This is a genomic window from Bacillus sp. SIMBA_074 (genome assembly GCF_046534555.1).
Classification (GTDB): Bacteria; Bacillota; Bacilli; order Bacillales; family Bacillaceae_G; genus Bacillus_A; species Bacillus_A mycoides.
Genome location: NZ_JAWRYM010000013.1, coordinates 76587 through 96708 on the forward strand (window position 1 = coordinate 76587; position 20122 = coordinate 96708).

General features: G+C 35.0%; 24 protein-coding genes. 16 read left to right on the plus strand and 8 right to left on the minus strand.

The features are described from left to right. The first annotated feature begins 97 nt into the window (after nucleotides 1-97). The 8 genes from SB773_RS15955 (at nucleotide 98) to SB773_RS15990 (ending at nucleotide 8041) form a co-directional block, all read left to right on the plus strand. Nucleotides 98-1591, plus strand: coding sequence for an aldehyde dehydrogenase family protein (locus SB773_RS15955; RefSeq protein WP_410590831.1), 1494 nt, complete (start codon nucleotides 98-100; stop codon nucleotides 1589-1591). Then, the gene (locus SB773_RS15960) at nucleotides 1592-2965 is read left to right on the plus strand and encodes a putrescine aminotransferase (protein WP_002030584.1); all 1374 of its coding nucleotides are present in this window, start codon (nucleotides 1592-1594) and stop codon (nucleotides 2963-2965) included. It begins immediately after the preceding gene. 193 nt (nucleotides 2966-3158) lie between these two features. Beyond that, complete coding sequence (locus SB773_RS15965; protein ID WP_060750611.1) at nucleotides 3159-3539, plus strand: GntR family transcriptional regulator; 381 nt, start codon at nucleotides 3159-3161, stop codon at nucleotides 3537-3539. Beyond that, a complete protein-coding gene (locus SB773_RS15970) occupies nucleotides 3536-4234 on the plus strand; it encodes an ABC transporter ATP-binding protein (protein ID WP_113733573.1) in 699 nt (232 codons plus the stop codon). Before SB773_RS15965 ends, SB773_RS15970 begins: the two co-directional genes overlap by 4 nt. Further along, nucleotides 4231-5022 carry a hypothetical protein gene (locus SB773_RS15975; protein ID WP_060750609.1) on the plus strand — a complete coding sequence of 264 codons (792 nt, stop codon included), beginning with the start codon at nucleotides 4231-4233 and terminating at the stop codon, nucleotides 5020-5022. The genes SB773_RS15970 and SB773_RS15975 overlap by 4 nt, the downstream gene beginning before the upstream one ends. 14 nt (nucleotides 5023-5036) lie before the next feature. Beyond that, a complete protein-coding gene (locus SB773_RS15980) occupies nucleotides 5037-5939 on the plus strand; it encodes an ABC transporter ATP-binding protein (RefSeq protein ID WP_002030591.1) in 903 nt (300 codons plus the stop codon). Continuing rightward, nucleotides 5939-6715, plus strand: a complete 777-nt coding sequence (locus tag SB773_RS15985) for an ABC transporter permease (RefSeq protein ID WP_002030593.1) — start codon at nucleotides 5939-5941, stop codon at nucleotides 6713-6715. Before SB773_RS15980 ends, SB773_RS15985 begins: the two co-directional genes overlap by 1 nt. A gap of 312 nt (nucleotides 6716-7027) precedes the next feature. Further along, nucleotides 7028-8041 carry a CPBP family intramembrane glutamic endopeptidase gene (locus tag SB773_RS15990; RefSeq protein WP_078177950.1) on the plus strand — a complete coding sequence of 338 codons (1014 nt, stop codon included), beginning with the start codon at nucleotides 7028-7030 and terminating at the stop codon, nucleotides 8039-8041. A 29-nt stretch (nucleotides 8042-8070) separates the two neighbouring features. Here SB773_RS15990 and SB773_RS15995 read toward each other — a convergent pair whose 3' ends face one another. Both SB773_RS15995 and SB773_RS16000 read right to left on the minus strand, forming a co-directional pair. Next, nucleotides 8071-8253 (minus strand): DUF3913 family protein, encoded by a 183-nt coding sequence (locus SB773_RS15995; protein ID WP_000707108.1) that lies wholly within the window; start codon nucleotides 8251-8253, stop codon nucleotides 8071-8073. A 100-nt stretch (nucleotides 8254-8353) separates the two neighbouring features. After that, entirely contained in the window at nucleotides 8354-8806 is a 453-nt protein-coding gene (locus SB773_RS16000) for an Lrp/AsnC family transcriptional regulator (RefSeq protein ID WP_002030598.1), read from the minus strand. Nucleotides 8807-8929: 123 nt separating this feature from the next. On the opposite strand from SB773_RS16000, the gene SB773_RS16005 reads away from it, so the two are divergent. From SB773_RS16005 to SB773_RS16015, 3 genes are all read left to right on the plus strand, one after another. Further along, a complete protein-coding gene (locus tag SB773_RS16005; protein ID WP_410590837.1) occupies nucleotides 8930-9343 on the plus strand; it encodes a carboxymuconolactone decarboxylase family protein in 414 nt (137 codons plus the stop codon). 13 nt (nucleotides 9344-9356) lie between these two features. After that, nucleotides 9357-9911, plus strand: coding sequence for a cysteine hydrolase family protein (locus tag SB773_RS16010; RefSeq protein WP_283749542.1), 555 nt, complete (start codon nucleotides 9357-9359; stop codon nucleotides 9909-9911). Nucleotides 9912-9998: 87 nt separating this feature from the next. Then, entirely contained in the window at nucleotides 9999-10397 is a 399-nt protein-coding gene (locus SB773_RS16015; protein ID WP_002011614.1) for an SseB family protein, read from the plus strand. A gap of 27 nt (nucleotides 10398-10424) precedes the next feature. On the opposite strand, the gene SB773_RS16020 is transcribed toward SB773_RS16015, so the two are convergent. Beyond that, on the minus strand, nucleotides 10425-11345 hold the full coding sequence (locus SB773_RS16020; RefSeq protein WP_002011617.1) for a S66 peptidase family protein: 921 nt from the start codon (nucleotides 11343-11345) through the stop codon (nucleotides 10425-10427). A 73-nt stretch (nucleotides 11346-11418) separates the two neighbouring features. Here SB773_RS16020 and SB773_RS16025 point away from each other — a divergent pair, with 73 nt between their 5' ends. After that, nucleotides 11419-12555 (plus strand): NAD(P)H-dependent flavin oxidoreductase, encoded by a 1137-nt coding sequence (locus SB773_RS16025; protein ID WP_215587506.1) that lies wholly within the window; start codon nucleotides 11419-11421, stop codon nucleotides 12553-12555. Nucleotides 12556-12572: 17 nt separating this feature from the next. On the opposite strand, the gene dltD is transcribed toward SB773_RS16025, so the two are convergent. The 5 genes from dltD to SB773_RS16050 form a co-directional block, all read right to left on the minus strand. Further along, the gene (gene dltD / locus SB773_RS16030; protein ID WP_131246166.1) at nucleotides 12573-13748 is read right to left on the minus strand and encodes a D-alanyl-lipoteichoic acid biosynthesis protein DltD; all 1176 of its coding nucleotides are present in this window, start codon (nucleotides 13746-13748) and stop codon (nucleotides 12573-12575) included. Beyond that, a complete protein-coding gene (gene dltC / locus SB773_RS16035; protein WP_002011622.1) occupies nucleotides 13745-13984 on the minus strand; it encodes a D-alanine--poly(phosphoribitol) ligase subunit DltC in 240 nt (79 codons plus the stop codon). Before dltC ends, dltD begins: the two co-directional genes overlap by 4 nt. Before the next feature lie 68 nt (nucleotides 13985-14052). Further along, on the minus strand, nucleotides 14053-15219 hold the full coding sequence (dltB, locus tag SB773_RS16040) for a D-alanyl-lipoteichoic acid biosynthesis protein DltB (protein ID WP_063219072.1): 1167 nt from the start codon (nucleotides 15217-15219) through the stop codon (nucleotides 14053-14055). After that, a complete protein-coding gene (gene dltA / locus SB773_RS16045) occupies nucleotides 15216-16730 on the minus strand; it encodes a D-alanine--poly(phosphoribitol) ligase subunit DltA (RefSeq protein ID WP_002064418.1) in 1515 nt (504 codons plus the stop codon). The genes dltB and dltA overlap by 4 nt, the downstream gene beginning before the upstream one ends. 12 nt (nucleotides 16731-16742) lie before the next feature. After that, complete coding sequence (locus SB773_RS16050) at nucleotides 16743-16889, minus strand: teichoic acid D-Ala incorporation-associated protein DltX (RefSeq protein ID WP_002011626.1); 147 nt, start codon at nucleotides 16887-16889, stop codon at nucleotides 16743-16745. Nucleotides 16890-17225: 336 nt separating this feature from the next. Between SB773_RS16050 and SB773_RS16055 the strand changes: the two genes are divergently transcribed. The 4 genes from SB773_RS16055 (at nucleotide 17226) to SB773_RS16070 (ending at nucleotide 20029) form a co-directional block, all read left to right on the plus strand. After that, nucleotides 17226-18404, plus strand: a complete 1179-nt coding sequence (locus SB773_RS16055) for an amidohydrolase (RefSeq protein ID WP_410590842.1) — start codon at nucleotides 17226-17228, stop codon at nucleotides 18402-18404. A 223-nt stretch (nucleotides 18405-18627) separates the two neighbouring features. Next, entirely contained in the window at nucleotides 18628-18792 is a 165-nt protein-coding gene (locus SB773_RS16060; RefSeq protein ID WP_002011628.1) for a hypothetical protein, read from the plus strand. Beyond that, entirely contained in the window at nucleotides 18785-19231 is a 447-nt protein-coding gene (locus tag SB773_RS16065) for a flavodoxin (RefSeq protein WP_002086759.1), read from the plus strand. The genes SB773_RS16060 and SB773_RS16065 overlap by 8 nt, the downstream gene beginning before the upstream one ends. Before the next feature lie 24 nt (nucleotides 19232-19255). Then, on the plus strand, nucleotides 19256-20029 hold the full coding sequence (locus SB773_RS16070) for a hypothetical protein (protein ID WP_410590845.1): 774 nt from the start codon (nucleotides 19256-19258) through the stop codon (nucleotides 20027-20029). The last annotated feature ends 93 nt before the right edge of the window (nucleotides 20030-20122 follow it).

The window sequence follows — 20122 nt, forward strand, 5'->3', positions numbered from 1 at the left end:
AAATAGTCAGTTTATGTATGATTCCTTTGGATTTTAAATATTGGCATGAAAATTGCTTATAAATATATAAACGATCGATGAAGGGGGATTCAATATAGTGCTAGATTTAAAAATGTATGTAAACGGTGAATGGAGAGAGTCTAGTAATCAAGAGAAAAGAACGATTATTAACCCTGCGAATGGCAAGGGTATAGCATATGCACCTGAGGGAACGATTGAGGATGCAAAATACGCGATAGAAGTGGCAAGAATGGCTTTCGATAGCGGAATTTGGTCAGCGACATCCACTGCTGAAAGGGCATCATATTTATTTAAAATAGCAGATGAAATTGATAAAAATATGGAAGAATTAGTGTACCTTGAAACAATGGATAATGGAAAAACATACCGTGAGGCAGAAGGAGATATTGGAGATGCAGCGGCTTGTTTTCGCTATTATGCCGGATTGATTACAAAGCCAGATGGTCAAACATATCATGTAGCCGATCCGATGCAAGCGATGGTTGTAAGAGAACCAGTTGGTGTTTGTGGATTAATTGTTCCATGGAATTATCCGCTATTGATGAGTGTATGGAAAATTGCACCTGCTTTAGCAGCTGGAAATACAATTGTGTTTAAACCTTCTGAAGTGACACCAATCACTGCAACAAAGCTATTCGAAATCCTTGAAAAAGTAAGGCTACCAAAAGGTGTTGCCAATATGGTAATGGGGGCTGGTCCAATAGTAGGAAATGAAATTGCAGCGAGTAATAAAGTGGATATGATTTCCTTTACAGGTGGAACAAAAACAGGTAAGCACATTATGAGAACAGCGGCTGATAATATGAAAAAGATTTCGTTAGAACTTGGAGGGAAATCTCCAAATATTATTTTTGCAGATGCAGATTTTGAGACCGCTATTGATTATGCTCTATTCGGTATTTATGCAGGTAGCGGACAAGTATGTTCAGCAGGATCAAGAATCCTTGTAGAAGAAAAGATTTATGATAAATTTGTTAATAGTTTTGTAGAGCGAGCACAGCAAATTAACGTTGGACCTGGTGATAATCCAGAATCAGAAATGGGGCCACTTGTAAGTCAAGAACATATGGAAAAAGTATTACGCTATATTGAAATTGGGAAAGACGAAGGTGCAAACGTTGCTTGCGGAGGTAGACGAATAATGGAGGATGGAAAAGGTGATGGTTTCTTTATTGAACCAACAGTCTTTGTCAATGTAAAACCTGATATGCGCATTGTCCAGGAAGAAATCTTCGGTCCTGTTGTAGTAATTCAAAAGTTTAAAGACGAACAGGAAGCAATTGAGTTGGCAAATGGTACAGACTATGGTTTGGCTGGAGGAGTATTTACAGTCGATGGTGCAAAAGCAATGCGTGTGATTCGCAAACTTCGCGCAGGAATTACGTGGATTAATAGCTATCATCCAACATACAATGAGGCGCCTTGGGGCGGATATAAGCAAAGTGGTATAGGTCGTAGTCTAGGAACGTTTGGTTTAGAAGAATTTCAAGAGATTAAGCAGATTAATATAAATCTAGAAGTAGAACCTATTGGTTGGTTTGCAAATAAAAAAAATGTAGAGGTGAATTAGATGGAAACGAACGTGAAAAATAAATTGAATGAGAAAGAATCAAATGTAAATGAGTATATTACGAAAGTACTACAGTTAATTGAAAAAGAAAAGGTTACTGAAGAAGAGGCAAACTGGATTCAAAAAGAAACAGTAGATGGATTTAGAGAGCATGTAAACCCTGGTTTTCTTGCTTATAGAAAAACAGTAACAAAAGATGGACAATTTGCAGCAGTAGAATGGTCAGATGAAGGATCTTGCTTCATGGATATTAATGGTAAAAAGTATATTGACTGTTTAGGTGGATTTGGAATTTATAATGTTGGTCACCGTAATCCGAAAGTGGTAAAAGCTGTAACGGATCAATTAAAGCGTCAAGCATTGCACAGTCAGGACTTACTAGATCCACTTCGAGCAATGCTTGCAAAGATTTTAGCGGATATTACACCTGGTGATTTGAAATATGCCTTCTTCACAAATAGTGGAACAGAAAGCGTAGAGGCAGCATTAAAACTAGCAAAAATGTATAGTGAACGAACAACTTTCATTGCTACAACGCGTGCTTTCCATGGTAAGAGCCTTGGTGCTTTATCTGGGACGGCAAAAGGAATGTTCCGTAAGCCATTTTTACCATTAATTCCGGGTTTCCGTCATGTTCCGTTTGGCGATATTGATATGATGAGAAAAACATTTGAGACATGTGCATTAGTGGGAGAAGATGTTGCAGCAGTTATTTTAGAACCAATTCAAGGAGAGGGCGGTATTATTTTACCTCCAGAAAATTATTTGAAACAAGTACGAGAGCTTTGTGATGAGTTTGGATCACTCCTTATCTTTGATGAAGTACAAACTGGAATGGGACGTACAGGAAAAATGTTTGCTGCAGAATTATATGATGTCGTGCCGGATATTATTTGTCTTGCGAAGGCGTTTGGTGGAGGTGTAATGCCAGCGGGAGCTATTGTTGCGAAAGAAACAGTATTCAAAAGTTGGTTTGAAAATCCATTTATGCACACAACAACATTTGGAGGAAATCCACTTGCATGTGCTGCTGCAATTGCAACAATCCATGTTTTATTGGAAGAGAAATTACCGGAACGAGCGATGGAAGTTGGAGAGTATTTCTTAAATGGATTGAAACAAGCAGCAGAAGGACACGAAGATAAAATCTTTGAAATTCGTGGTCAAGGTTTAATGATTGGGATTGAATTCCATAAAGACGAGATTGGTTATGAAGTGTCAAAGGCGATGTTTGATCAAGGCATTCTTGTTGCGGGAACATTAATTAATTCAAAAACTATTCGTATTGAACCATCCCTTACAATTAGTTATGAAGAAGTAGATACAGTTATTAATACGTTTAAATCTGTGCTAACTCAAGTAAAAGTAAAATAAATTTTGTATAAGGTTATATGTGAATTCAAACGATTGAAACTATAATTAGAATAGATTTACCTGTATGTTATTACAGGAAGGCAGTGTAACGAAAAGTTACACTGCCTTTTTATTACATTTTTTGTTGTAAGTATTTACATGTAATTTGTCTTAGTGTACTATTTAACTAACACACTAAGACAGGAGGGGAGAAATGAAAATTGAGTTTTCTCCAAATACACCAATTTACATTCAGGTAATGGAATACATAAAGAAAGAAATTGTAACGGGTCATTTATTGCCTGGCGATAAAATTCCCTCCGTACGTGAATTAGCGAGTGATTTACAAGTAAATCCAAATACGATTCAACGTACATTTCAAGAGTTAGAGCGGGATGGAGTTGTTGTAACACGTAGAGGAATGGGGCGATATGTAACGAATGAAGGGGAGAAAATTATGGAGCTGCGAAAAGATATGGCGAAAGAATTACTTCATTCTTTTATAGATGGAATGGACAATTTAGGTTTTTCAGAAGAAGAAATTCTTACAATCCTTCGTTCTTCATTACATGAGAAAAGGGAGGAGAGCGAATGACAGAGTTATTAAAAATAGAAAATCTATGGAAGCGGTACGGATTAAAAGCAGTGATCCGTGAGTTAAACATAGAGATTACAGAAGGAAAAATCGTTGGGCTTGTTGGAGATAACGGGAGCGGGAAAACGACGTTATTGAAAATGATTGCAGGCCTGCAGCATCCTTCTGAAGGTAGTATTACAATAGATGGTAAAAAGGTAGGATTAGAGACGAAAAAAATCGTTTCATTTATGTCCGATAAGCCAGTCTTTGATGATTGGATGACTGTAAAAGATGCTTTATTTTTCTATAGAGATTTTTATAAAGACTTCGATATTCAAAAAGCAGTAGATACGATTGTGGAATTCAAAATACCGTTAGAAGAAAAAATTAAAGCATTGTCAAAAGGGATGATTGAGAAGCTGCAAATCATTTTAACATTTTCTCGAAAAGCGAAGTTATTCGTACTGGATGAACCGCTTGGCGGGATTGATCTCGTTTCTAGGGAGCATGTACTTGAGCTAATCCTTAAATTTTATCGTGAAGATTGTACGCTGCTTATATCAACTCATTTAATAAGAGAAATCGAAAATATATTTGATGAAGTAATCTTTTTGAAAGATGGAGAAATAATATTGCATGAAAATGTGGAAGAACTTCGATTTCAAAAGGGGAAGGCAGTACATGAGCTGTTTAAGGAGGCCTATGAGAAATGAGTCAGCTTTTTCTTTATCTGTATAATTGTAATAAGAGAAAAATAGCCATTATTTACTTCGGATTTATTACAGTTTCATTAATTCTTTTATTTAATATGAAAGGAGTTTCAGGAGCTAGAATTTCAGGTAGGCAAGATATAATCATTATTATATTTTTTATCGTACTAGGTATAAATGGATTCGCAATTCTTCTAACAGGTATATCGTCTTTTCGAAAAATGCTAAAAAACTCTATGCTACGTTGTACTTCTATTTCAGCACAAAAATATATATCTGCAAATGTTTTATTTTGTGTACTACTCTTTATGATTTTGCTAGGAATAGGAATCATTTTTCTATACTATTTTTCTTTAAATATTTATAATGGAAAAACAGATTTAGGTGTTCAGCAAGCAATCCACAGTTTATATGATTATGGAATATTACATCATATGTTATCTATTTTCTTATGGGGACTAGATTTTGTTAATATGCTAGTTTCTATTTATTTAATTATAGTAATTACGAAGCTATTCAATGTGAAATCATCGATGAGTAAGATTGTTTGCGTAATCTTATTCGTTGTTTTTATCGCATTTAATGGGGGAATAACATATATCTTTCAGCAAATAGAAAAGTATGTGTTTGCCATAAATAATATTGGATTTATAGATCAAAACGGCTTTTTAAATACATCATTTTATTCTGGTACAGATATTACAGTTTTAAATCTATGTTTTAACTGTTTATTAACAATTACATTATTAGTAGTTACAGGGCGCATCATCGACAAAAAACTAGAAGTTTAAAGGAGGAATCATCATTGGGAAATGTAGTAGTGAAATTAGAAAATGTCCGAAAAAAAATCGGTAGAACAGAAATTATTCGGGGCTTATCATTTGAGGTTCGAGAAGGAGAGGTATACGGATTCCTTGGACCGAACGGTAGCGGTAAGACAACGACAATTCGTATGATGACAGGTCTTATTTCTATGACAGAAGGCGATATTACAATTTGTGGTCATAGTATTCGCACAGAGCGTGAAAAGGCGCTAGAGCAAATTGGAGCGATTGTAGAAAATCCCGAGCTATATGATTATATGACTGGAATGCAAAATTTAAAGCATTTTGCGAACATGGCGATTACCCCAATTAGTAAAGAGCGCATCGCTGAAATTGTAAAGCTTGTTGAATTAGAGCATGCGATTCATAAAAAGGTGAAAACATACTCACTTGGTATGAAACAGCGTTTAGGAATTGCGCAGGCGTTACTTCATCAGCCGAAAATCTTAATTTTAGATGAACCGACAAATGGATTAGATCCAGCTGGTATTCGCCAAATTCGTGATTATTTACAACGATTAGCGAAAGAAGAAAATATTGCAGTCATTGTATCAAGTCATTTATTAAGTGAAATTGAATTAATGTGTGATCGCGTAGTTATTATAAAGCAAGGTGAGTTTGTACAAGAGTATAACTTACATGAACAAGCGAAGCATGATGAAACAGTTGTAGTTGCATTTGAAGTAGATCAAGTTCAAAAAGCGAACGAAATTATTAAAGGTAAAGTACAAGGAAATGTAGCTGTGGCATCTGTAATGAAAGAAGAGATTCCGCAAATTGTAAAACAGTTAGTGAATGCTGATGTACTCGTATACGGTGTTACTGTTCAAAATAAAACGTTAGAGGATGAGTTCTTAGCGATTACAGGGGGAGTGAAAGCGTAATGTTTAAATTAATTCAAAATGAATTTTTAAAGTTACATGCGAAAAAAGGTATGTACATTTTAATAGGTGTAATTGCAGCATTGGAGATTTTGGGAGTTTTAGCGATGCTGAAATGGGGAGGAGGAAATGAGTTTAAAGGATCATATTTAGATTTTGTAAGTTCAGAGATTGGTTTAATTACCTTATTTGCAACAATTTTTGGAATTACGATTGCGTCTCGTACAATTACTGATGAGTTCCAAAAAGGTACAATTAAGCAGTTATTAATCCGTCCGAGAAAACGAATTACAGTTTTGTTCTCTAAATATATTACAGTGTTACTTACTATATTATTTATCATATTTGCTAGCACGTTAATCGCAATGATTATTGGCGGGATTGTAATGGACGGTAGTAAAACAGGAGTAACGTTAGGAATCGTAATGAAGTCCATTTTATATCAAGTACTTTCACCGTTCTTCTTTGCAACTCTTTCATTTTGCTTAGCTAATGTATTTAGAAATTCTGTATTACCATTAATTATTTCGTTGTTCTTATTCTTCTTACAAAGTGCAATTACAATGGTGCTTATGATGTTTGCTAAAGGTGTTGCAAAGTTTGTTGTATTCTCGCATTTAAATTTAAGTGTGTACGACAGCAATAAATTAGTAAGTGGCGGAGTAGAACCACCATTTACAGAATTTACGTTTACAACTTCATTATTACTTGTAGTTGCATACTTTGCTGTATTACTTGTAGCATCAAGTGTATTATTCCAAAAACGTGACGTATTATAGTAGAAAAATCCCCGTGTTAACGGGGATTTTTATTAACCAGCTTTTTTGATTTATGTAGCTTTTAAGTGTGGCAGATACATATTTACTTAGGAACATAATTGTAACTAAGTTGAAGAACATTGATATGGTATATCAAATAGGATTGTTATTATGTAATTTAATACGTATATTATTCGGAATAAAGTGAGAAAAATAGGAAGATTTTCAACTATATTCATATTATAATTTAGTTATCCGGCCATTTGTGGAGAAGGGCTACCCATAAAATACTGATTAAAGTTTCACTTTATATCATCTCTGGAGGTGTTCAATATGCAACATGCATTTTCACGTATAAGGCTACGTAGTTTTTTTGGATGGATGATTATAGGGATGTTCCTGACGATGATTCCATTAAATTTATCAGGTGCTTCTGACAATACGATAGAGTTGCTGTCACAAATATCAATATTTTTTGCATTTCCACTATTGTGGCTATATTTAAAAACAAGTAAAAATAATGTTGTTTTTAAAAGTTTTTTTGATAAGCCCGGACGTTTACATTGGGGGTTAATTGTATTAGCAACGATCATGGGAATGATTTTTGCAGTCGGTATATCCCAAATTCAATTTTATATTTTAGCACATACTTTACCTAATTTCTTAGTTACCATGTTAGAAGATGGAAATGTAATTAATACGAGTAACATATACATGACGATATTTACTTTCATTTCAGCATGTGTATTAGCCCCAATAATGGAAGAGGTTATTTTTAGAGGTTTTTTCTTGCAGCGAATGGCTTACAAATGGGGGATTAAACGAGCGGTTATTATATCCTCTCTTATTTTTGGACTAGGACATTTTGATGTTATCGGTGCTTTCATGTTCGGTGTTATTATGTGCCTTCTATACATAAAGACAAAAAATATATGGACGAATATTGCTGTGCATGCTCTAAATAATTTGATTGCAACGAGTATGCAATTTGTAGGTGGAGATGGAAGTGACGCAATCTCGATTACTGAATTACAAGCACAAAGTAATTTATGGATCGGCATTGGTCTTGTGATTATCGGTTTATTATGGTTCATTCCTTTTACTTGGAACCAATGGCGTACAGTAAAAGAAGTTGGTGTGCCACCGATTCGTTTCATAAATGAAGAAAAAGTAGTGAATACATCAGAAGAAAATGAAATATATAGCCAAGTGATAGTAACAGATAGATTGATGGCTGTAGAATTACCTGATGAAGCTGTAAATAAGCTTCGGTTAGAAGAAAATGATTATGTAACAGTTTCTGTAGAAGAAGATAAAATTGTTATAAAGAAAGCGCATAATAGATAATTAAAAAGTAGCTTCTAAAGAGCTACTTTTTAATTTGTAATAATCTCTACACGAAAATTATTACCGTTCTTTACATATTTAATATCTGTAACGATCCGAACGGTTTTTAGAAGTTCAACTTTTTCACCAATTCGTGGGATGGTCGGAACATTGTCCCAAATACCAAGCAAGTCATCTAATTGTGCCGTTTTTTCATAAAACCAGATTTTCAATGTAAAGCCCCTTTCTCGAACTTTATGTATTTTAATACATGATATATCATTTTTATTCTTAATGTAAGGGGTTTTTACTCTTTTTGTGAATAAAGATGAATTAAACTTCTGGGAATATATGTTCAATGTCCGGAGTAAGAGCTACTTCTGATAATACGATATGAGAAACTGTCGTTGCATATGAAGAAACATCATTGATAAATTCTTCAAGTTCAACGAGTGAAGGAACAGAGATTTTTACAATGTAGCATAAGCTTCCTGTTACTCGGTAACAAAAACTTGCAGATGGATAAGACTGAATAAACTGTTGCATACGTGTTGTATCACCATTTTTTAAAGTGATTTCTAAAATACAATCTAAAACAAGTCCTGCTTTTTTATAATTGATATCGATTGTGTATTTTTGAATAATCCCCTCACTTTCAAGTTTACGTACACGTTCTGTAGTAGACGGAGCCGATAAGTTTACTCGTTTTGCTAATTCACGCATCGAAAGGCGGCTATCATTATATAATTCATTTAAAATTTTTCGATCAACACGGTCTAATTGCATTTGTAAATATACCTCCAGTAAAATGATGATTTTTGTAAAGAAAAATTTAAAATTAAGATTCATATGAAATGTAAAGTGAACTTTATTTATTTTACAATAAAAAAGAAGGAAATAGGAGGGGAAATGGTGGAGAGAATTACATTATCAAATGTAGGAGATACAAAGTTTCAAAAATTATTAGGTCATAATCCAGATATATTAAATTCGTGGAGTACGTTAGAGAATACACTGTATAGTACAGGGGCCCTTTCCGTAGAGTTAAAGGAGCAAGTAAGAAGAACATTAGCGTTTGGGAATGAATGTCCGTACTGTATGGCAAAGGGAAAGCCGGATGATATACAAAAAATAGAAGAAATTAGCGTAGCCGTTACTTTTGCGCATGCATTTGTTCATGACCAAAAGGCGATAGATGATAATATGTTTCATATATTAAAACAATATTGGACTGAAAAAGAAATTGTAGAGCTTTGTGCCTATATTTGTTTTATTACTGCTTCGCAGCAACTTGGTTTTCTGTTTCAATTACAGCCTAATTAATTAGGAGGATATTATGCTTAATCAAGCAGCACTTATAATCATTGATGTACAGGAAGCATTCAACTTACCATACTGGGGCGTGAGGAATAACCTTTTGGCGGAAGAAAATATGAAAAGTTTGTTAGAAGAATGGAGAAAAAGAAAACTACCAGTTTTTCATATTCAACATGTAAATAAAGAAAATGTTCAATCGATGTTTTATCAACATGCGGAAACGGTAAACTTTAAAGAAGAAGTGCAACCAATGCCAGATGAAATAATTATCCAGAAATCCGTTAATAGCGCGTTCATTGGGACAAATTTGGAAGAACAATTAAGAGAACAAAATTGTAATACGGTAGTGATTGTAGGATTAACAACAAATCATTGTGTGGAGACTACAACACGGATGGCAGGTAATTTAGGGCTTACAACGTATTTAGTGAGCGATGCGACGGCTACATTCAATCGTAAAGTTCTGGACGGGACAGAGTATAGTGCAGAGGACATTCACAATATGACACTTGTAAACTTACATGATGAATTTGCCAAAATCGTTACGACTGAAGGTGTTTTAAAATTATTTTAAGAAAATAATTGTGGAATTATGTAGAAAAAAATAAGAATATTTCGTATAATCTAAGTATAATCATTTTGAAAATAGGGGTGGCATCATATGGAGCAAATTCCAGTAAAGAAAATAGAAGAAGTACTCGTTTTAGCAGGAGATGATAAACAAAAGCAAAAGGAATTTTATGAATTGCTCTTAACAACGGAGTTTTATGTTGCTGGTTCACTTGAAGCAGAAGACGGGGCAACGGAAGGAACACTTCGTTTGCGTCATTTCCAAGGAGAGGGTAGATGGATCGTTCCGTTCTTTACACAATTGAAATTTGTAAAAGATGTGTTGCCAGAAGGTACACCCCTTATTACGATACGTGGAAAAGAATTATTGGGTAGCATCGAGAAAGATGCGACAGCTGTATTAAATGTTGGAACAGATATGAGTAAAACATTTATTCCAGAAGAAATTGCAGAGATAGCATCAGGACGAATCTTTAATTATTATAAGTAAAAGGAAAAGCTTAGCAGCTTTTCCTTTTTAATTTGAACATGGAGTGGCTATACCAGAAGAAATAGAAACAGTTTTGTTAGTTGTATTTATTGTTGCTGTAGCTCCGAGGGGAATACCGATATTTGGACTTATATGTCCAATCGGTAAACCGAATAACACAGGTATATTATATGGCGTGAAATATTCATATAATATTGTTTGCAATGATTGAGATGGCTTAGAAGGGTTGCAGTCGTGACAACTTGTAAAAATAACGCCGCTGCATTCATTAAACTGTCCAGATAAAAGTAGTTGATTTAACATCCGGTCAATGCGGTACGGTTCTTCACCAATATCTTCAAGCAATAAAAGTTTATTTGACGTATTTATCTCATAGGGCGAGCCAATTATACTTGTTAACACAGTTAAATTCCCTCCAACTAATGTGCCTGTAACTGTACATGGAGAGGTAGGTACGATACATTCTGATGCATATAAGATAGATGAATACGGATGGAATAGTTGATTGAAAGAAGATAAGGAGAGAGAATCTATACCTTTTCCTAATTCTTCAATCATTGGACCATGAAAAGTAACCAGCTCCGCATAACGTGAAAAGGCAGTATGTAAAGCCGTAATATCGCTATATCCCCAAAAAATCTTTGGATTCCGTTGAATGATTTCATATTGAATGTAAGGGAGGAGACGAGCGCTGCCGTAACCACCTCGTGCACAAAAGACTGCTTTGACCTCAGTATTTGTAAATGCTTCATGTATATCATCAAGACGAACTTGATCACTTCCAGCTAAATATCCATATTTTTCATAAACACTCTTTCCAATTATTACGGATAATCCCATCTCTTGTAATACGTTCACACCTTTTAATATATTCTCAAGTGTTGGTGGGCCAGATGGTGCAATAACCATTACTGTATCACCTTTTTGCAACGCATTTGGATAAATCATTGTTCTCAGCCTCCTTCTCTTTCAATATATTCGCTTGAGCGAAAGTTCAATCCTTGTAAAAGAAGGGGAAAGCATGTCATATAAAGAAGGTATAGGGAAAGTAGGAGGGAAAATGATGTTTACAAGTCGAGTAGTAGATATATTACAAATTAAGTATCCGATCATTCAAGCAGGTATGGCAGGAGCGATTACAACGTCAGAACTTGTTGCAGCTGTGAGTAATAGCGGAGGATTAGGTACGCTTGGAGCAGGGTATATGAGCCCAGAACAAATCCGTGAAGCGATTTATAAAATAAGGGAACTAACAAATAAGCCTTTTGGTGTTAATTTACTTTTAACGAAAGAGATACAGATAGAAGAAGAGAAGGTAAACGAGGCGAAAGTATTACTTAGTGGAGTGAATAGAGAATTAGGTATAGAGGAAGAAAAGACTTTAAAACTTCCAAAAAGCTATAAAGAACAATTACAAGTATTATTAGAGGAAAAGGTACCAGTCGTTAGTTTTGCATTTCAAACGTTAGAAAAAGAAGAAATAGATGATTTGAAAAAGGAAGGGATAAAAGTTATCGGAACAGCTACCCATGTAGCGGAAGCGAAAGCACTTGCTAAGTTAGGCGTAGATATTATTGTCGGGCAAGGTAGCGAGGCAGGAGGGCATAGAGGAACGTTTATTGGGAAAGAACAAGATGCGATGATTGGTACATTTGCATTAATCCCGCAATTAGTAGCGGAAGTACCTCATATCCCGATTGTTGCAGCAGGTGGTGTAATGAATGGGCAAGGGCTTGTTGCGGCATTTGCGTTAGGGGCAGAAGCTGTTCAAATGGGATCAGCCTTTTTAACGAGTGAAGAAAGTATTACGCATGACGTGTATAAAGAGGCGATTTTACATAGTACAGATACGAGTACAACGGTAACCCGTGCGTTTTCCGGGAAATATGCACGGGGTATTCGTAATGAATTTATAGAGAAACATGAAGGAAGAGAAGAGAATTTACCGATGTATCCAGTGCAAAACGTATTAACTTCAAAAATACGTCAAGAAGCAGCGAAGCAAAATAAGGAAGAGTATATGTCGCTTTGGGCGGGACAAGCATCATCATTAGCACGAACGGAATCAGCTCAGCACGTAGTGAAACGTGTCATGAAAGAAGCAGAGAACGTAATTGAACAATTACAAGATGTATATAAAAAAAGACCACTTGAATAATTCAAGCGGTCTTTTCGTTAGTTTGCTTTATAAAATTGTTGGATAGCTTCGTCGATGTAAACCCAGCCTTTCCAACCTAAGTGCATATGATCTTTTAAGAAGTACTTATCATATTCATGATTTGAGAAATCAGCAATTGGATAGCCAGCTTGCTTAATTTGCTCATGAACTTTATTGTAGTATAATTCGCGTTTTTCTTTCGGGAAGCCAGCGTAATCATACCAAGGACCTTTTACAGGAACAGAAATGAAGAGCGGTTTTGCGCCAGATTGTTTTAATAAATCAAGTACAATTTGTAAATCTTCATATTCTGGTGATTGGTCATAAGCATCATTTTTTAAGTAACCTTCACGTTGTTTTAATTTCTTCTTAATTTTGCTATTGAAGTAATCATCTTCGATGCCATATTCGTTAGAGCTTGATTCTACTGCACCTGTTTGATCAGCATGCTTACGAGCTTCTTCCCAGTTCATTTGTTTCAATGATGGATCAAGCTGTTCTTTATGCGGCTTAATATTAAACATAACTGTAAATAAATCTTTACGATCTAGAATGTTACGATAAATATAAGCGAAAGGTTTAGCAGCAAGTGCTTTTACTTTATACTTTGTATCATCGTAGGCGATACCTTCAAGCGAAATTTTTAATAAAGTTTCTTTTTTAACAATCTCAAAGTTTAATAAGCGTTTTGCAATTTGTTTTTTCATTTCAGGTTTTAAATCATCGTTGAAAATGAAGTGGTAACCTTGTTGTTTTGAAAAGTTAGGTGCAAAGTGTGTCTCATCAATACCTTGTGGTACAAACCATTGCGGAGAAAGAACGAATATCATTTTCTTATCTTTCAATTGATCCATTGTAGATGTGAAGTTTAATACATGTACAAGGTCTTGTGTTCCACCGCGCCCAAGTAGGAATGGTGTGAATCCTTCAGGCTTTACTTTGAAATAATTCGATGGATGGAAAGCATCCATACGTGCGAATTCCGATGAACCGTACATCGGAAGATATTTCGGGTCTGCTAACATCTTTTGCTGTAAAATCATACTTTGAATCTTTTCTTCTTTTAAAGAAGTCGCAGCTTGTTCTACTTTCTTATCACTTAAAAGTGGGAGTAGGAAGCGCGTAGGAATAAGTAAGAATACAGCAAAAAGGGCCAATGCTAAAAGCATCGGACCAAATTTCACTTTGTTCATCGGATTTCTTCTAACTTTTTAATAACCATATTTGGTGTAGCCCACTCATCGCGGTCAAAATCAGAAATAGAAACTTCAATCTCTAAACGCTCTTGGAATTCTACTAATAAAGATACTACAGCGAAAGAATCAAGAATACCTTCTTCAAATAATTGAACATCTAAGTTTTCTTTCACAATATCGTTTTCACATACTTCTTCTAAAATATCTAATACTTGCTCTTTGAATTCTGCCATTTTTAAAATCTCCTTTATATCCGAAATATATTATATGTGCAACTTCTTAATAGTATAAGAAGGGTGCATTAAAAGTATCTGTTAAGGTGTCCAGAGAAGATCAGGAAACCGAAACATACAACGTGGAACGTAATTACAATCGCAAGGACGTGTGTAAATTTATTGTTTGGCCAAAACTTATGCTTCTTGTTTTTTCGTTCGAAAATATCGAATAAAATAAACAGTGCGGCATGATATAGACCATAAATAACATACTGCGCAACAGCGCTTCCTTGGATGTGCCAAATTCCCATAATGAAAAAGTTTAAAAATGCACCGATATACGAAATTGTGTAACGGTTCTTAATTAACTTTTTCTTCGTTGCAAAAAAGACGAAACGCATGTAAATAAAATCACGGAACCAGAATGATAAACTCATATGCCAGCGGTTCCAGAAGTCTTTAATGTTACGACTAAGGAATGGCTTATTAAAGTTTTCTGGAGTTTTAATTCCCATCATGTAACTGATACCAATTACGAATGCACTATAACCTGCAAAGTCAAAGAATAACTGCATGCTAGTAGCGTACATAAAAATCACATTAGATAAAAGTGTATCTTGATTGGCGAATACTGCCTTTACAAGATATGTTGTTATCAAGTGCGCGATTATAAATTTATACAGAAAACCTTGGAAAATACGGTTAATCCCTGTATATAGTAACTTTTGATATTCCTCAGCACTAGGCGGCTTTTGAATATCTTTTTGGAATCTACGGTAACGATCGATAGGTCCACTTGAAATCGCAGGGAAGAATAAAACGAATTCCCAGAAATTAAAGAAGGAAAGTTCTTTAATTAAATTATCACGAACTTCAAAGACCATCTGTACAGCTCTAAATGTTACGTAAGACATACCTGCGAAAACAATAAAATGCAATTCAGGTACAAACGGTGCGATTTTTGCCAAAATAAGCGGTAAAATCGATAAAATAACAGCTATACAAAACGTGAATGTACTATTATTTTGTTTTCTTAACATTAAATAGCCTTTAATAAGGGCATATTGCCAAATAATAAATGCGGCTAACATGATTGCTTGCTTCGGTTTATCAGAGAAGATAATAACGAGCATTACTAATGTTAAAACGGCATTATATTTACGCAACATTTTACCTTTTAATCCAGCTATGATAGTAGGTATTAATAAAATGCCTACTATAGCGAAAAAATAAAATGATCCATATGCGGTCATGCTGTAACCTCACTCAATAATTTTTTGCGATCTACCTTTCCATTTGGTGTCATTGGAATAGAAGAGTGATACATGAATTTACGTGGAATCATGTAATTTGGTAATCGCTCATTGAGTTCTTTTTTGATTGCAGATGTTAATTTGAATTCTTTTTCAAACGAATGCTCTCCAGGAACAACAACCGCTAATAAGTAATCATATTTTTCACCTTTTTTAATTGGAACAACAACTGCACCTTCTACGTAAGAACACGCGCGAAGATGATGTTCGATTTCTTCTAATTCCATTCGATAACCATGAAGCTTAATTTGGAAATCAAGACGACCATTATAGAATAGAAGACCATTTTCTACATAGCCAGCATCACCTGTTTTATAGGCGCGCTCACCATCAATCATGGTAAATACTTTTTCTGTTAATTCAGGGCTTCCTAAATAGCCAACGCTTACGCTTGGACCGACAATTACGATTTCACCTTTTTCACCGTCAGGTGCAATTGTACCATCTTCTTTCATAATAAGAAGGCGACAGTCTGATTTACAGTAGCCAACTGGAAGTGATTTGTATTGATCAAGCACTTCTTCTGTAACGTGAATGCCTGTTACAGCAACAGTAGCTTCTGTTGGACCGTACGTATTCATAATTGCTGCTTTCGGGAAACGCTCAATTAATTTTCTAGCTACTTCATTTGGTAACACTTCACCGCAGAATAAGAATGTTTTCATGTTTGGTAGCATACTTTCAGAGAAAGAGGCTTCCATTAAACACATTTCTGCGAAAGATGGTGTCGAAGTCCATACTTGTATATCCGATTGCTCTAAAGAAGCAAACAAGTCTTTTGGACGTGCAATCATATCTTTATCGATTGCCCAAAGTGTACCACCTGTTACTAATGATGGGTAAATATCCATTACAGATAAATCGAATGAGAAAGGTGCTTGGTTTAAGAATACTTGCCCTGTTTGTAAGTTGAAATCTTCTACAGCCCATTTTGTAAAGCTAACAAGACAGTTATAAGTAATCTGAACCCCTTTCGGATTACCTGTACTTCCTGATGTGTAAATAATGTAGAAGTTCTCATCACCTTTTACCGCATGTTCAGGATTTGGAGTATTCCCTTTATGAGTAAAGAAAATATCTTTTAAGTTATCTTCACTTGTAATGCGAACTGGTAAGTCCGTTACCGTTACTTCTGCCCCTGATAACAGTAATTTCGCACCAGAACTTTCAGCAATACGTTGTACACGATCAGCGGGAATAGATAAATCTACAGGAATGTAAGCATGTCCAGCTTTTACACAACCTAAAAAGTTAATAATCATTTCAGGTTGCATATGGCCATAAACCATAATTGGTGAACGATCATCTGGATACTCAGAAGAAATCCAATGTGCTAACGCATCAGAATCTTCCTTTAATTGTTTGTACGTAATTTTCGCATCTCGCCAAACAAAAGCGGTTTGATCAGGCGTTTCTACAGCCCACTTTTCAATTTGTTCTAATAACTTCATAACGTTCCCACCCTAGAATTCATTGTAAATAAATGTACTTGTGTTTGTATCATGGAATCCATACAACCAAAGTAATGCAAATAAAATTGCAAGGTAATAAACCGTCTTTGCAACCCATTGTGTGAGTGGTTGAGACCATATCTCTTTTAATCTTTCCATGTCTTTCCCTCGCTTAATGAAATAATAGCTCTTTGTAGGTATCATGTCCTACATTATTGTGAAAAAAACAAAATCCCACATTTTAGGTAAAAATAAGTCAAAAGGCTCTTTTCTGATATTAGCACTAAATACTAAAAAAGAAAATCCCTAACTTAGCAATTATATTACATTCAGCATGAATTTGTAATGGGTTTGACATGTAAATAGGAAGTGGATTGTGTGAAGGCGTGAAAATATAATATTTGTTTTGTTATTCCTGAATTGGAGTGGGTTAATAATCACTGGGTACTTAGTACATTTTCAAGGTATAGAGCCTTTTAAAAGGAGGTAATTATTATGAAAAGAGAGTGGAGGAGTTTTATTTCAGAGGAAAATATCATTAAATGGAGACGGCATTTCCATAAGTATCCGGAATTATCGTTTCATGAAAAAGAAACTTCGCAATTTATATATGAAACATTATGCTCATTTTCTTTTTTTGAAGTAACGAGACCAACGCAGTACAGTGTGCTAGCAATTAAAAGAGGAAGGCAACAAGGAAAAGTAGTTGCGATTCGAGCTGATATAGATGCTTTACCAATCCAAGAGGAGACAAGGAAACCTTATACGTCTGTGCATAAAGGAATAATGCATGCATGCGGGCACGATGCACATGCAGCTATTTTATTAAGTACAGCAGAGACGATAGCAAATATGAAGGAAGATTTTGCAGGCGAAATCCGTCTGTTCTTTCAGCACGCAGAGGAAGTGTATCCCGGTGGTGGACAAGAAATGGTGGAGGTCGGTGTTATGGACGGCGTCGATTATGTAGTAGGTTTGCACGTTATGTCTGGATTAGAAAGTGGAAAGATAGGAATTGTATATGGCCCTATGATGGCAGCACCAGACGTATTTACAATTGAAATTTTAGGAAAGGGTGGTCACGCGGCACGACCAGAAGAAACGATAGATCCTATTGCTATCGGAGCACAAATTATTACAAATTTACAACATATCGTATCAAGAAATACAAGTGCTTTTATGCATAGAGTAGTGTCAGTTACACAATTTCATGGGGGGATGGCCGATAATATCATTCCTAGTGCAGCAGCTTTAATGGGAACTGTTCGATCTTTTAATCAAACATTAAGAGAGGAAGCAAAAGAGAAAATTGAGCAAATTGTAAAAGGAATTACAGAAGCACATGGGGGAGATTATACATATACGTATCGTTACGGATATGATCCAGTTGTTAATAATGAATACATTACGAAAATAGTAGAAAAAAGTGCGATAAAATTGTTCGGAAATCAGCGTATTGTGCATCTTGAACCTTCTATGGGAGGAGAAGATTTTTCAGCGTATTTAAGAAAAGCACCTGGTTGTTTCATTAAATTAGGAACAAGGAATAAAAATATTGATACTTGTTATCCACATCATCATCCGAAATTTGATGTGGATGAATCGGCTTTAATTAATGGAGTGGAACTATTTTTAGAGACAACTATAAGACTACTAGAAACTGATAAAGCATAAAAAAAGGCAACTGCACTCTATTGCAGTTGCTTTTATTTCTTCCGTCAGAGAGGGCTGAGAAAGAACTATGCTCATTTATAGTATATGAATAGCTAACGGACAAGCTTGTACATTTTAACTATTTTTTAAAAAATAGTTATTGACTTTGATAATCAATTTCAATTAATCTAATGGTATAATTGAAATTGATAATTATTATCAACGAAACAGATGAGGAACCTTAATGAGAAAAACATTTCACCTTTTACGAAGGGGATTAAAAAATAAAGATGTTGATAAGCATATTGAATGGCAACGAAATGTAATTCGTTCTGAATATGTAGATGAGAAGAGTACACTTCAAACAGAAAAAGAGATACAAGGTAAAAGGAGAGGTTCAGTTGAGTAAGTTAGTAATGATTTTTGCAAGTATGAGTGGAAATACAGAGGAAATGGCTGACCATATTGCGGGTGCGATTCGTGAAACAGAAAATGAGATTGAAGTAATTGATATTATGGATACACCAGAAGCTTCTATATTAGAGCAATATGACGGGATTATTTTAGGTGCTTATACTTGGGGAGATGGTGATCTTCCTGATGATTTTTTAGATTTTTATGATGCAATGGATTCTATTAACTTAACTGGTAAAAAAGCAGCTGCATTCGGTTCTTGTGATTCGGCTTATCCGAAATACGGGGTAGCGGTTGATATTTTAATAGAAAAGCTGCAGGAGCGCGGGGCAGCAGTTGTGTTAGAAGGATTGAAAGTAGAATTAACGCCAGAAGATGAAGATGTAGAAAAATGTTTACAGTTTGGAGCTGAATTCGTAAAACACCTTTCTTAATGGCAGAAGGGAGATGAAGAGCAATTGCATGAGAAAATCTCAATCAAAACGATGACAGATTACCATTTGTATGATTTTATGCGTTGTCCGCATAAATTTTATTTCCGTCATATAAAAAGAAGAGAACCTTCTTCATTTGAATGGCAACAAATAGCGCAAATGATTGTGAATCAAATTATTAATGAATATTACACGCTACCTGCGGGCCAACAAACGAAAATTGTACTTTTAATATTAATAGAAAAGTATTGGAGAAAAGTAAGGATTAATATGTTTGCTTCAAAGGCGGAGTACTATATTGTTTTAGCAAAGCTAACTGATCACTTATTACAGTTTGTTGAAAGGGATGATAGTCAGGCACCGCCGTTATTTTTATATGAGAAGTTTCAAACATATATGGAAGAGTTAGGTGTCCACATGTCATTGACATTTGAAGTTGGTGAGTGGAGTGCTGAATCGTTTGTAATTAAAAAGTATGTTATCGATGCGGATGAGGAAATGCTTGCTCTTTGTCAGAAGCTAATGACAGTATTCAGTTATAAAGCTTTCGGTATTCTTCCAGGGAAAATTGAAGTTATTAATTTAATAGAAGGAACTAAGTATGAGTACATTCCAAAGCAGGAAGATATTATAACTGGAATGGATGATTTATTTAGAATGAAAGAAATGTTGCAGCAACCTGAGCACTATACAGAGCGTCATTTTCGTTCTGAGTGTATGAGTTGTGCGTTTCGTAGTGAATGCCAAAGGGAAGAAGTAAAGAAAGAAGCGAAGCAGAAGAAAAATATAGTACATTAAAGGATGCAAATTTGCATCCTTTTTTGTTATTGACATGAAAAGCTTTTCATCATTTACGGTATATGAGTAGCAGATTTTAATAAGAGGAGGAAT